The 13,168-nt window shown below is 60.8% G+C and carries 11 protein-coding genes; 9 read left to right on the top strand and 2 right to left on the bottom strand.

The genetic code is table 11. From position 1 onward, the window contains the following. Positions 1-162 precede the first annotated feature (162 nt). From arcD to IB238_RS18120, 5 genes are read left to right on the top strand one after another with little or no spacing between them, the layout of a single operon-like run. The gene (arcD, locus tag IB238_RS18140; protein WP_192250132.1) at positions 163-1,632 is read left to right on the top strand and encodes an arginine-ornithine antiporter; all 1,470 of its coding nucleotides are present in this window, start codon (positions 163-165) and stop codon (positions 1,630-1,632) included. 50 nt (positions 1,633-1,682) lie between these two features. After that, a complete protein-coding gene (gene arcA, locus IB238_RS18135; protein ID WP_192250129.1) occupies positions 1,683-2,909 on the top strand; it encodes an arginine deiminase in 1,227 nt (408 codons plus the stop codon). 49 nt (positions 2,910-2,958) lie between these two features. Then, complete coding sequence (locus IB238_RS18130; protein ID WP_192250126.1) at positions 2,959-3,963, top strand: ornithine carbamoyltransferase; 1,005 nt, start codon at positions 2,959-2,961, stop codon at positions 3,961-3,963. Between the two features lie 2 nt (positions 3,964-3,965). After that, positions 3,966-4,901 (top strand): carbamate kinase, encoded by a 936-nt coding sequence (arcC, locus tag IB238_RS18125; RefSeq protein WP_192250123.1) that lies wholly within the window; start codon positions 3,966-3,968, stop codon positions 4,899-4,901. Between the two features lie 28 nt (positions 4,902-4,929). Beyond that, positions 4,930-6,429: a Na+/H+ antiporter NhaC family protein gene (locus tag IB238_RS18120; RefSeq protein WP_210333627.1), complete on the top strand. Its 1,500-nt coding sequence runs from the start codon at positions 4,930-4,932 to the stop codon at positions 6,427-6,429. Positions 6,430-6,463: 34 nt separating this feature from the next. Here the strand turns inward: IB238_RS18120 and IB238_RS18115 are convergent, their stop codons facing one another. Next, positions 6,464-7,525, bottom strand: a complete 1,062-nt coding sequence (locus IB238_RS18115) for a porin (protein WP_192250120.1) — start codon at positions 7,523-7,525, stop codon at positions 6,464-6,466. Between the two features lie 338 nt (positions 7,526-7,863). Between IB238_RS18115 and IB238_RS18110 the strand changes: the two genes are divergently transcribed. From IB238_RS18110 to ppk2, 4 genes are all read left to right on the top strand, one after another. Continuing rightward, positions 7,864-8,211: a DUF3302 domain-containing protein gene (locus IB238_RS18110; protein ID WP_192250117.1), complete on the top strand. Its 348-nt coding sequence runs from the start codon at positions 7,864-7,866 to the stop codon at positions 8,209-8,211. After that, the gene (locus IB238_RS18105) at positions 8,211-9,368 is read left to right on the top strand and encodes an HlyD family secretion protein (protein WP_192250114.1); all 1,158 of its coding nucleotides are present in this window, start codon (positions 8,211-8,213) and stop codon (positions 9,366-9,368) included. The genes IB238_RS18110 and IB238_RS18105 overlap by 1 nt, the downstream gene beginning before the upstream one ends. A gap of 102 nt (positions 9,369-9,470) precedes the next feature. Next, entirely contained in the window at positions 9,471-11,177 is a 1,707-nt protein-coding gene (locus IB238_RS18100) for a SulP family inorganic anion transporter (protein WP_192250111.1), read from the top strand. 18 nt (positions 11,178-11,195) lie between these two features. Further along, the gene (gene ppk2, locus IB238_RS18095) at positions 11,196-12,011 is read left to right on the top strand and encodes a polyphosphate kinase 2 (protein WP_192250108.1); all 816 of its coding nucleotides are present in this window, start codon (positions 11,196-11,198) and stop codon (positions 12,009-12,011) included. 9 nt (positions 12,012-12,020) lie between these two features. Here ppk2 and IB238_RS18090 read toward each other — a convergent pair whose 3' ends face one another. After that, positions 12,021-13,154, bottom strand: a complete 1,134-nt coding sequence (locus IB238_RS18090; RefSeq protein WP_192250105.1) for an AI-2E family transporter — start codon at positions 13,152-13,154, stop codon at positions 12,021-12,023. Positions 13,155-13,168: the final 14 nt, after the last annotated feature.

The following is a 13,168-nucleotide window of genomic DNA, read 5'->3' as shown; positions in this document are numbered from 1 at the left end:
GCGGTAAAATCCACACGCAACAATCTGACAATGCCCGGCCCACACCATGGGTATGCTCCGGTAACATACGTCCACGCCGAAAAAAAAGGACGTACAGTCCTGCAGTCATCGTCGTAATCCGTCGATACTCCAATTTGCAACCGGTGCAGGATCGGAGACGTTATGGCCGTTACGCATGATCAGGCATTTGCAACCGAACAGCCCTCCGGCAAACTGACACTCCTGCCGCTAACGGCCCTTGTCGTGGGCTCGATGATTGGCGGCGGCGTGTTCAACCTGCCGTCCGACATGTCACGTGCCGCCTCTCCGGGAGCCATTCTCATCGGTTGGATCATCACCGGTATCGGCATGCTCACGCTGGCGCTCGTCTACCAGTCGCTGGCAAACCGAAAACCCGATTTGAATGCCGGTCCCTATGCCTATGCGAAGGCAGGATTCGGCCCGTTCATCGGCTTCAACAGCGCCTGGGGTTATTGGCTGAGTGCCTTTCTCGGCAACGTTGCTTACGCGGTGGCGATCTTCTCCGCATTGTCGTTCTTCGTGCCGGCGTTCGGTGACGGCAACAACCTAATCTCCATCGCCGGTGCCTCCATCTGCCTTTGGCTCATCCATGCGCTTGTGCTGAACGGTATCAAAGAGGCGGCCTTCGTGAACATCGTCACGACGATCGCCAAGCTCGTTCCGCTGATGCTGTTCATCCTGATTGCGATCATCGCCTTCAACTGGGACAGGTTCACCTTCGACTGGGGACGTGGCGCGGGACCGGAAGGAACCGGGCTCGGCAGCATCCTCGACCAGGTCAAGAGCACGATGCTGGTGACGCTCTGGGTGTTCATCGGCATCGAAGGTGCCAGCGTCTATTCTGCCCGAGCCGCGCACCGCTCCGATGTCGGCCGTGCCACCGTCATCGGCTTCCTCTGCGCACTCGGCATCTACGTCCTCGTGTCGCTGCTGTCGACGGGCATCCTCAGCCAACCCGAACTAGCAGGTCTGAAAGTGCCCTCGATGGCCGGTGTCCTCGAGCCGCTTGTCGGGCGGTGGGGTGCATCGCTCGTCAACCTCGGGCTGATGATTTCCGTCGGCGGTGCCTTCCTATCCTGGACTCTGCTTTGCGCCGAGATCCCTTACACTTGCGGACGCGACGGGACCTTTCCCAAGTGGTTTGCCACAGAGAATGCAAACGGGTCGCCGGTCAACGCGCTCTGGGCGACAAACATTCTGATCCAGATGTTCCTGATCCTTACCTTCTTCTCCAAGAGCGCCTACCAGTTCTTCTACTTCATCGCCTCCGTTGCGATCCTCCCGCCCTACGTTTTTTCCGGAGCCTATGCGCTGAAACTCGCGCTGAGCGGTGAGACCTACGATGCGGATGACAGGGCTCGCAGGCGCGACATGCTGGTCGGGCTCATCGCCACGCTCTACGGCCTATGGCTCGTTTACGCTGCGGGCCTGAACTACCTGCTCATGTGCGCGGTGCTCTTTGCGCCCGGCATTCTCGTCTACGCCCGTGCACGCAAGGAGCATGGCGAGCCGGCCTTTGTCGGCAAGGAACTTTTCATTGCGATCGGGATTGGCGTGCTGGCCTTGCTGGCGATCTATCTGATGTGGACCGGAGCGATCAGCCCCCTCTAGCCGCGATCCCTTCGCTCATTCGGAACCAATCCCGCGGTGGAGGAGCCAAGATGCGCAATTTCGGTGTCCATTCGGAAGTCGGCAAGCTCAGGACGGTGATGGTTTGCAGACCATCCCTTGCCCACCAGAGGCTGACGCCCGGAAACTGCCACGACCTGCTTTTCGACGATGTGATCTGGGTCCATGAAGCCCAGAAGGATCACTACGACTTCGTGCTCAAGATGCAGGAGCGCGGCGTTGAGGTCCTCGAACTGCACGACCTGCTGGGCGAAGCCTTGGCGGACAAGGAGGCGCGCGATTTCGTCCTGGATCGCCGGATCGTTCCGAATGTGCTCGGCACGCAGGTCGCCGAAGCGATGCGCCCGTGGCTGGACGAAATGCCGTCAAAGGAACTCGCCACGTTTTTGATCGGCGGAATTGCGGTGTCCGACCTGCCCGATATTCGCGGCAAGGATTTGATGCTGGAGGCGCTGGGTGCGCCCGAGTTCGTGATCCCGCCCATTCCGAACACGCTGTTCCAGCGTGATCCCTCTTGCTGGATTTATGGCGGCGTGACCTGCAATCCGATGTACTGGCCCGCACGCCGCGCCGAGACCCTCATTCAGCGAACGGTGTACAAGTTCCATCCCTCCTTCAAGGGGGGCAACTTCCAGATTTGGTGGGGCGACTCCGACGAACCGTTCGCCAACGCGACGATGGAGGGCGGCGACGTCATGCCAGTCGGAAACGGCGTCGTCCTCATCGGCATGGGCGAACGCACGACCTACCAGGCCGTCGGCCAGGTCGCACAGGCCCTTTTCAAGGCGAAGGCTGCAACACGTGTTATTGGCTGCCTGATGCCCAAGAGCCGCGCGGCGATGCACCTCGACACGGTGTTCAGCTTCTGTGACCGAGATCTCGTGACCCTGTTTGCCGACGTCGTCGACCAGATCCGCTGCTACAGCGTCTACCCGAAGGGAGACGACGGCACGTTCGAGGTCCGTCCGGACACGAAGCCCATGCTGGAGGTCGTCGCCGAAGCCATGGGACTGAAGAAATTGCGGACAGTCGCCACCGGCGGCAACGCCTACGAAGCCGAGCGCGAGCAATGGGACGATGGCAACAACGTCGTGGCGATCGAGCCGGGCGTCGTCGTCGCCTACGACCGCAACACGCATACGAACACGCTTTTGCGCAAGGCCGGGATCGAAGTGATCACGATCCGTGGTTCCGAACTCGGCCGCGGTCGCGGCGGCGGACACTGCATGACCTGCCCGATCTGGCGCGAGCCGGCCTGAACAGTGCGGTTCGAAGGATCATCACATTCAACAGTCTTGGAGAAGCATCATGAGCCTCAATCTTCGCAATCGCTCCCTTCTCACCGTACAGGACTACACGCCGCGCGAGTTCCGCTTCCTTCTCGATCTCGCCCGCGATCTGAAGAGAGCCAAATATGCACGCACGGAACAGAAGCACCTTGAAGGCAAAGAGATCTGCCTGATCTTCGAGAAGACCTCCACCCGCACACGCTGCGCCTTCGAGGTCGCCTGCTCGGACCAGGGCGCGAACGTCACCTATCTGGACCCGTCCGGCTCGCAGATCGGCCACAAGGAGTCCTTCAAGGACACCGCGCGCGTACTCGGGCGCATGTATGACGCGATCGAGTACCGCGGCTCGGCGCAGAAGGGTGTCGAGACGCTGGCCCAGTATGCCGGCGTTCCGGTCTACAATGGTTTGACCGACGAGTATCACCCGACGCAGATGCTCGCCGATGTGATGACGATGCGCGAATACAGCGACAAGCCGATTGCCGATATCAAATATGCCTATGTCGGCGACACCCGGTCCAACATGGGACATTCGCTGCTGATCGTCGGCTGCCTGATGGGCATGGATGTGCGCATATGCGGTCCCAAATCGCTCTGGCCGGCGGATGAATATCGCAAGATCGCAGAAGGCCTCGCCGAAAAATCGGGCGCCCGGCTGACGATCACCGATGACCCGAAGGCGGCCGTGAAGGGTGTGGACTTCATCCACACCGACGTCTGGGTTTCCATGGGTGAGCCCAAGGACGTTTGGAAGGAGCGCATCAAGCTGCTCACGCCATACCAGGTCAACAAGGAACTGATGAAGGCCAGCGGCAACGCCCAGGTCAAGTTCATGCACTGCCTGCCAGCCTTCCACGACACCGAGACCGTCGTCGGCAAGCAGATCGCTGAAGACTACGGCATGTCGAACGGGCTCGAGGTTACGAACGACGTATTCGAGTCCGAGGCAAATGTCGCCTTCGAGCAGGCTGAAAACCGCTTGCACACGATCAAGGCCATTCTGGTAGCAACGCTGGGAGATTGACCATGCGTATCGTGATTGCATTGGGCGGCAACGCGCTCCTGAAGCGTGGCGAGCCGATGACGGCGGAGGTGCAGCGGAGAAACATCCGTGTGGCAGCCGGGGCAATTGCCCCGATTACCAAAGAGCATGAAGTGGTGATCACCCACGGCAACGGGCCCCAGGTCGGATTGCTCGCGCTCCAGGGGGCCGCCTACAAGCCCGAGGAGGCCTATCCCTTGGACGTGCTCGGCGCAGAGACCGAGGGAATGATCGGCTACATGCTCGAGCAAGAGCTTGGCAATATCCTGCCCTTCGAGGTGCCGTTCGCCACGCTTCTGACCATGGTCGAGGTCGACGGCGATGATCCCGGCTTCAAGAACCCGACCAAATTCGTCGGTCCGGTTTATGAGAAAGCGGACGCCGAGCGGCTTGCGAGTGAAAAGAACTGGACGATCAAGCAGGACGGAGAGAAATGGCGGCGGGTCGTGCCCTCACCGATCCCAAAGCGGATCTTCGAGATCCGTCCGGTGAAATGGCTGCTGGAGAAGGGCACCATCGTCATCTGCGCCGGCGGCGGCGGCATTCCCACGATGTATGAGCCGGGCAAGCAGCGCTCGCTTAAGGGCGTCGAGGCGGTGATCGACAAGGACCTTTGCTCCGAGCTTCTGGCGCGCGAATTGGAAGCCGACCTGCTCATCATGGCAACCGATGCAGAGGCCGTCTGCACCGATTGGGGCACGCCGACCCAGAAGGCGATCCACCGAGCAAGTCCGGCAGCCCTTGAGAAATACAAGTTCCCGGCGGGCTCGATGGGGCCGAAGGTTGATGCCGCCTGCCATTTCGCCAGAGAAACCGGAAAAGCAGCCGCGATCGGCGCACTTGCGGACATTGCCGACATCGTGCGCGGAGATCGAGGAACGATCGTCAACGCAAGTTATACGGACGTGACGTGGCATTGAAGGATCCCGAGCGTCACAGGGGGTCATCGTGACCGATAGCAGTTCCGACGGCACCAAAGGGCAGCCACCGTCATTGTTGGATGCGTTGGTCCCCTGCATCGCGCTGATCGCTCTTCTGGCTTTGTCCTATCTTTTGTTCGGCGATGCGGCCTCCCTAGGGCCCAATCAGGTCGCGCTTGCCTTCTGCGCTTTGATTGCTGCCGGCGTCGCCTACAAGAACGGAATGCCCTGGTCGGGGATCCGTGAGGCCGTGGTTGAAGGGATAGCGACCGGTTTGCCCGCAATCATGATCTTACTTGCGGTCGGCGCCTTGATCGGTGCCTGGGCCTTGAGCGGCACGATCATGTCCATGGTCTACTATGGGCTGAAACTGCTCAGCCCGAATTACTTCTATGCCACCAGCGCATTGGTCTGCGCGGTCGTCGCCTTCGGAATCGGCAGTTCCTGGACCGTTGCCGGAACGATCGGCATCGGCCTGATGGGCGTGGCGGCCAATATGGGCCTGTCGCCGGCGATTACGGCGGGCGCGATCATTTCGGGGGCCTATTTCGGTGACAAGGCGTCCCCCCTATCCGATACGGTCAACCTGGCGGCGGCAACAGCCGGCTCGGAAATTTATGCCCACATCCGGGCGTCGCTATGGACGTCCTTGCCCACTCTCGCCATCGCTCTCTTGCTCTTCGCGGTGCTCGGCGAGCCGGGCGATTTCGATGCCACCGCGCTTCTTGGGCAGATGGAAGCCAAGGTCAACGTGTCGCTCTGGTCCTTCCTTCCCCTGGTGCTCGTGTTCGGGCTTTCGATTGCCCGGGTCGCGCCCTTCGTTGCGATCTTCTCCGGTGCGCTTGCCGGGGCCTTGATGGCCGTCATCCAAGATCCGGCCAGGGTGATCGCCTTTGCCAACATTCCGGATTTCCCGGCTGGGCTGGCCCTGCTGAAAGGAACCTGGGCCGCCTTGGCCAACGGCTATATGGTCGCGACGGGCGACAAAGCGATCGACGTGATCCTGAGCCGGGGCGGCATGGCAAGCATGATGAACACGGTTTGGCTCATCATCACGGCCTTGGCCTTCGGCGCGGTGGTGGAACATGCGGGGCTGCTCAACAGGCTGATCGATCCGCTTGTACAGCGGACGAAGTCCAGGTCCGGACTGGTCACGACCGTGGCAGGCACCGCCCTCCTCTCCAATGTCGTCACATCCGACCAGTACATTTCGATCGCCCTGCCGGGCCGCATCTTCAGAGCATCGTTCGCAGATCGGGGAATGGCTCCGGTGATGCTTTCGCGGGTCATTGGCGATACGGCAACCGTGACTTCCCCGCTGGTCCCGTGGAACAGTTGCGGCGCCTACATGGCTTCGGCGCTCGGCGTCGGCACCATCGCCTACGCCGGATACAGCTTCTTCAACATTCTCAATCCGCTTGTGACCATTCTCTTCACGCTTCTCGGCTGGCGGATTGCCACCCTACCGAAGGACGCTGGCTCCACCGGAGATGATGCGCAGAAGTCACGACTACGCGTCGTGAAGTGAGCGGCCTGATGTTCTTTACCGACAGGTAACGTCCTCAGAAGTTTCGCTGGAACCGAATGACCCCGCCCCAGTCCTCCGCATCCGGACCACCCTTCTCGTCCATCTTGTTGCGGAAATCGAGTTCCGGGATGATTTCGAACCCCGGCACGATGGCATAGGCGACGTTGAGGGCGCCTTCGATATCGCCGCCTTCGTCAAAGTTCATCGAGGCGTTGATTGTCGCCTTCTCGGTCAATACATAGGAGGCGCCGATCCACGCGGCCCAAGCGCCGTCCCACTGGGCGTAGTTGTTCACGCGGTCGCCATCGGTGTTCCAGCCGCCCATGGCAAAGACCGACAGGTTGCCGATCGTGCCGTCCAGCCGCAGCTTGATCGCGCCTTCCTCCATCGATGAGTCGTAGGCGCCGACCAGGCGCGCCTTGAACGGATCGGTGACGTAGCCCACGGCGGCGATGATGTCCGGAACGTAGTCGTCGTCGGGCTCGTCGGCATCGTCGACGCTGCTGCTGCTCGGATCGCTATCGTCCTCAAGCGAGATCGCGGCAAGGAAGCCGTTGCCCGGGTCGTAGGTATAGCGAATCTGCGTCTGGTGGAAATCGCCATAGTTGACGTCGTAGAAGTCGTTCACTGTGTTGCCGGCGTCACCGGTGAACGCGGTGTAGAGGGTGTCCACGAAGCCCACGAGGAACCCCGCCAGTTCGATGGTGCCGATTTCGAGATCCGTCACAATATCGTTGTTGTCATTTCGTTCGAACTCGGTCTCCGCATAGGTCTTCAAGGCACCATATTCGGTATCCGTTGCCGTGCTGATGCGGAAATTGAAGCGCGAGCGCGTGAACCAGGAATCGCCGCCACCGCCGGGAAAGGTGTCCTGCCCGTTCGGGTCACCGCCGGCAATATCGACGCGCAGATAGCCGCCGAACTTCAGACAGGTCTCTGTGCCAGGGATGTAGAAATAAGCCTCACCATAGGTGTCGCAGACCCGGACGTACTCCATCGGCTCCGGTTCCGCCGCGACGATCGCGTCGGCAGCAAGGCCGGCGTGGGGGAAGAGAAGCATCGAACCGGTGGCAATCAAAACGGCTTTGCTGTTCATGTTTCCGCCTTCTCTATCCAAGCAATCCCGAGAATCGACCCTGCGCGAATCAGATGCGCACATTTCAATAGATTATCCGACACGGAAGTACCGGCAAGACCCTGTGACTCACCCTCATTCAGCCTGCCTTCGAAGGAGCAGGGCCGTGAATATTTCGCCGGCTTGAATTCGAACGAAAATCCACCGTACCCCTCGCCGGGCGGGCCGGGCCGATAGAGATTACATGATGTTACGGGCATCCGCCTCTCATGCGCGCTAGGATCGATCCGATGAAGGCTGCGGATCCGTCCGAAGATTTCCGGAGGTGAGGGCAGTCGCGGCGGTGCGGAGGTTTGTACGTGTTTCTGGACTACTTTGCGCTCGGTGTTCTTCTCTTCATGGTGCTCACGCTCTTCTACGGCGTCATCGCCATTCATGACATTCCCCATTTGATTGCAAAGAAGCGCAACCATCCCCATCAGGATGCGATCCACGTCGCAGGCTGGGTCAGCCTGTTTACGCTGCATGCCATCTGGCCCTTCCTCTTCATCTGGGCGACGCTCTATCGCGAAGACCGCGGCTGGGGCATCCGGGCCGACGGCAAGCTCCAGTCGGAGAAGGAGGCGAATGCGGAAGTCGCGATCCTTCAGGCCCGGGTACAGGAGCTTGAGGAGCAACTGAAACAGCAGACGAGGGAGCCTGCCTGATGGATCTGCTTCTCATTCTCACCTATGCCGCCATCTGCCTCGCGGTCTTCAAGATCTTCCGCATTCCGGTGAACCAGTGGACCGTGTCCACGGCTGTCCTCGGCGGCATCTTCCTGATTTCTTCGCTCATCTTGTTGATGAGCTATAACCATCCATACTCCAGCGACGGGCGCATCTATTTCACCTCGGCCCCCGTGATTCCTTCCGTGGGCGGCATCGTCGTGGATGTGCCGGTGACCGCGAATACGCCGCTGAAGAAGGGTGATGTGCTGTTCCGGATAGATCCGCGTCCTTACCAGTTTACGGTCGACCAGAAGAAGGCAGCGCTGGCCGAAGCCGAGCAGATGGTCCAGCAGTTGAAGGCCGCCATGGATGCGGCCAACTCCGTCGTTGAAGGCGCGGTTGCCGATCGGGATCGGGCACAGGAGAGCTTCGAAAGCTATCAGGAAATCTTCGAAAGCTCGATGCAGCGGTCCGGAACGTCCGCGGTTTCGGAGCTCGAGGTCGAGAACCGCCGCGGCCTCTATCTCGCACAGGTCGCCGCGGTCGGCACAGCCCAAGCGCAGGCGCAGCAGGCACGCCTGGCCTATGAATCCCAAATCAATGGCGTGAACCCCGCTGTCGCACGCCTGACGGCCGAATTGCGCAATGCCGAGTTCGATCTGGACCAGACGACCATACGCGCACCCGGCGACGGCTATGTCAGCCAGGTCTTCCTTCGTCCGGGAATGATGGCCAATCCCTTGCCCTTTAGGCCCGTCATGGTCTTCATCAATAGCGAAGACCGCATGCTCGCCGCCGCCTTCATCCAGAATTCGCTGCAGCGCGTGCGCGTCGGCGATGACGCGGAGGTTTCCTTCAAGGCCATACCCGGGAAGATCTTCAAGGCCAAGGTTGCCGGCGTCATCGACGTGATGGCTCAAGGACAGTTGCAGCCGACCGGCGCCCTGATCGATCCACAGGCACCCGAGCGCCTGCAGCCAGGACAGACGCTCGCCCGGATCGACATTCTCGACGATACGAGCGCCTACCAGTTGCCCGGCGGCGTCGTCGCGGACGTTGCCGTTTACACGCACCACTGGCACCACGTCGCGATCCTTCGCAAGGTCCTGCTGCGCATGAGCGCCTGGATGAACTACGTCTTCCTGGAGCACTGAGATGGATCGTCCGAGGCTGCCGGCCAGGTGGAGCGTTGCGGCGGTCTCCCTGGAAGATGACTGGCAACCCGACATCCGCCGCCGCCCCAACGGGATTGCCACATGAGCCAGGCCCTGCCGCTATTCAGGGGACTATCGGGCTATCGCATCGGCTGGCTGCGCAATGACATATCGGCGGGACTGTCGATAGCGGCAGTCGGGCTTCCCAGCGCCATAGCCTACCCCGTGATCGCCGGCCTTCCGCCGCAAACCGGAATCTATGCCAGCATCGTCGCGCCGATTGCCTATGCAATCTTCGGCGTGTCCCGTCGGCTGGTCGTGGGGCCCGATGCGGGCACGATGACCGTGCTTGCGGCGGCAATGGCATCAATCGCCGCAACACTTCCTGCGGCAAGCCCGATCGACCGCGTGGCCCTCGCCTCGATCCTTGCCCTCGGGGTTGGCATCGCCTGCCTCGGTGCGAGCATCTTGCGGCTTGGTGTTCTTGCGACCTTTTTGTCACGGCCGATCCTGGTCGGTTTCTTCGCCGGCATTTCGCTTTCGATCCTGATCGGTCAGCTCGGGCGCATGACGGGCATGAAGATCGAATCGGATGGCTTGGTCGCGCCGCTGGTGGAACTCGCCGGCAAGCGCGACATGATTCATTGGCCGACAGTCGCATTGGCAGCCGGCATGCTTCTCGTATTGCAGGCGGCGAGGGCATTGAGATCCCCCGTGCCCGGGCCGGTGGTCGTCGTGGTGCTTGCCGTTGTCCTTTCGGCATTATTTGATTTCCGGTCACACGGCATTGCCGTCGTTGGTGACATACCCAGCGGTCTTCCTTCGTTTTCGCTGCCCTTGATTGCAGGCTTGCCGGTGGACAGCCTGGTCCTCGGTTCTGCCGCGATTTTCCTGGTAAGCTTCGGTTCCGGCGTCGTCGCAGCGCGCAGTTTCGGCGCACGCACGGGTGAACCTGTCGACGCCAACCGGGAGCTGATCGGGCTTGGCAGCGCTCAGGTCGCGGCAGGAATGTTCGGATCGTTTCCGATCAGTTTTTCCGATTCCAGAACGGCCATCAACCTGTCAGTCGGAGGACACTCGCAACTCGCCGGTCTCGTCTCCGCGATCGCGCTGGTCGCCACGCTGCTCTTTCTTAACGATGCGCTTCGCATCCTGCCGGTCGCAGCCCTCGCCGCCATTCTCGTGTCTGCGGCACTCAGCCTGATCGATGTCCATGAGCTGCGCCAGATCTGGCGGATCAGCCGGATGGAATTCGCCTTTGCACTGATCACCATGTGGGGCGCCATCAGCTTGGGCGTGCTCAATGGCGTGGTTATCGCGATCGCGGCAACGCTCGTGTACCTGCTGCGGAACATGATGTTTCCCCGCGACGCTTTTCTTGGACGCATCAGCGGACGCGACGGCTTCTACAAGCTTCACCGCTTCCCGGAAGCGCAGGGCGTCCCCGGTTTCGTCATATGGATACTTGAGGGCAATTTGCTGTTCTTCAACACCGACTACGTCCGGGGACGGCTGAACGAAATTGCCGTGGCGCTGCCGCCGGAAACACGATGGTTCGTGCTCGATGCCGGGGCCATCGCCCAGATGGACAGCACCGCCGTCGCCATGCTGGAGGACGTTCGCGCCGACCTTGGCGCGCGCGGCGTCGCCCTCTGCCTAGCCGAGCTGCATGCCGAGGCGAAGGCCCTCCTCATGCGCGGGGGGCTGATCGATCGCGTTGGCCCATCGAATGTGTTTGAGGATCTGGACGACGCGCTCCAGGCGTTTCGCGCCGCCGAATTCAAAACCGCAGCCAATGCGTCAAAGTAGGCAACCGGGAGAGATGTGATGAACAAGAAGCACGATGTGAAGGAGAATGCTTCCAAGGAGAGCGGGAAGGTTCGCGACTACGACAGGCAGATGGAGAAGCTGCAGGTCGAGATCGCCTATCTTCAGGCCTGGGTGAAGAAGTCCGGCGCGCGAATCGTGATCATCTTCGAGGGACGCGACGCTGCGGGGAAAGGGGGACTTATCAAGCGTATCACCGAGCGCGTAAGCCCGCGCGTGTTCCGTGTTGCGGCGCTGCCGGCGCCAAGCGACCGCGAAAAAACGCAGATGTATATGCAGCGCTACATCGCGCACCTGCCGGCGGGCGGCGAGATCGTGATCTTCGACCGCAGCTGGTACAATCGGGCCGGCGTCGACCGCGTCATGGGCTTTTGCAGCGACAAGAAGGCCCGGCGTTTCCTGGAACTTGCGCCACGGTTCGAGGCTGCCATCGTTGAAAGCGGAACCATCTTACTGAAATATTTCCTGACCGTAAGCGAGGACGAACAGGAGCGCCGCATTCGTCGTCGCATCGACGATCCCGTGCGCCAGTGGAAGCTCAGCCCGATGGATGTCGAATCCTATCGCAAGTGGTGGGACTACACGCGCGCCTATGACGAGATGCTGCGGATGACCGACACAGACTTTGCTCCATGGTGGATCGTCCCGTCGGACGACAAGGAACGCGCGCGGATCAACTGCATTTCTCACATCCTGAAGTCGATTCCCTATGAGAAGGTCAAGTTCGACGCGCCGGACCTCGGCAAGCGCCAGAAGCGTCCTGATGACTATGAGGAAGACAAGACGCCTCGGAAATTCGTGCCGGACGTTGCCTGACGCTGCGCTCTACTCCGTTCGATCGGACCACGGCAGGGGTGGCTTGCCGCTTTCCGGCGTATATGGACCACGGAGCCACGCGACCAGAAGATCGTAGAACACACTCAAAACGATCGGGCCGAGGAACAGGCCGACGAGTCCATAGGAGAGTGTACCGCCGATCACGCCCATGAGGATAACTAGCATCGGCGTCGAAAGCCCGCGCGACACGAGTATGGGCTTTAGGACATTGTCGATGACCGCAACCGGAACCAGGAATGCCGTCAAAGACAGTGCATAGGTGAAATCCTTCGTCATCCACGCCCAGATGATGAGGGGAAACAACACCGGTGCCGGACCTATCTGGACGATGCAGAGGATCAGGATTGCGAAGGTGAGCCCGCCGGAAGCCGGGATATCGAAGAAATACAGGACGAGCCCCGAGAGAAGAGCCTGGAAGATAGCGACGCCGATGACGCCTCTCGCAACATTGTGGATCGTTGCGGCCGCCAACCGAACGAAGCCAATGCCCCGTTCACCAGCGATGCGATCGGCAAAACGGTTGATACCGGTGGCCATTTGCGGACCGTGACCAAAGAAGAACCCTGCAATGATCACCGACGCCATGAAACTCAGCAACCCGAACCCGACACGTGCGGCCTTACCGAGAACGTCGCCGCCCAATTGCAGCAGCGACGGCTCAAAACGTTCCAGCGCGCCTGTCAAATTCTCGGATGCAAGGCGCCAGGCCTCATAGACGCGCTCACCGACGACCGGCCATTCCCTGATGCCTTCCGATGGCGTCGGAATCTGCAACGACCCGCTTTCCAGCTTGATCATCAACCAGTGCGTTGCTTCCACGAAATTGAGCGCTATGGCGGCCAGCGGGCCAATGATGATGCCAAGGCTCAGGAGCGTGAGCAGTATCGCTGCCAGCCGCTTGCTGCCGCCAAGCGCGACCCTGAGCGCCTGATAGCAGGGATAGAGCGCCACGGTGAGGATGCCCGCCCAGATCACGATTACGAGAAACGGGGCGACGAGGGTGAAGGACCAGTAGGCAAAGAGGGCCACCACCCCCAGCCGCACGAAATCGGTAACCCGCCTTTCGATCGTGGGCTGGTCGGATGCGACGGGTTGCGAGCCGGGAGACGATCTGTCGTCCATGTGCTTCCCTCTCG

It is taken from the genome of Rhizobium sp. ARZ01 (assembly GCF_014851675.1).
Taxonomy (GTDB): Bacteria; Pseudomonadota; Alphaproteobacteria; order Rhizobiales; family Rhizobiaceae; genus Mycoplana.
This window is presented reverse-complemented; position numbering and strand designations above follow the sequence as displayed.

Excerpts from the sequence above, each read along its gene's own strand:
- arcD (WP_192250132.1), top strand. The coding sequence starts at position 163 with ATGGCCGTTACGCATGATCAGGCATTTGCAACCGAACAGCCCTCCGGC.
- arcA (WP_192250129.1), top strand. The coding sequence starts at position 1,683 with ATGCGCAATTTCGGTGTCCATTCGGAAGTCGGCAAGCTCAGGACGGTG.
- IB238_RS18130 (WP_192250126.1), top strand. The coding sequence starts at position 2,959 with ATGAGCCTCAATCTTCGCAATCGCTCCCTTCTCACCGTACAGGACTAC.
- arcC (WP_192250123.1), top strand. The coding sequence starts at position 3,966 with ATGCGTATCGTGATTGCATTGGGCGGCAACGCGCTCCTGAAGCGTGGC.
- IB238_RS18115 (WP_192250120.1), bottom strand. The coding sequence starts at position 7,525 with ATGAACAGCAAAGCCGTTTTGATTGCCACCGGTTCGATGCTTCTCTTC.
- IB238_RS18105 (WP_192250114.1), top strand. The coding sequence starts at position 8,211 with ATGGATCTGCTTCTCATTCTCACCTATGCCGCCATCTGCCTCGCGGTC.
- IB238_RS18100 (WP_192250111.1), top strand. The coding sequence starts at position 9,471 with ATGAGCCAGGCCCTGCCGCTATTCAGGGGACTATCGGGCTATCGCATC.
- ppk2 (WP_192250108.1), top strand. The coding sequence starts at position 11,196 with ATGAACAAGAAGCACGATGTGAAGGAGAATGCTTCCAAGGAGAGCGGG.
- IB238_RS18090 (WP_192250105.1), bottom strand. The coding sequence starts at position 13,154 with ATGGACGACAGATCGTCTCCCGGCTCGCAACCCGTCGCATCCGACCAG.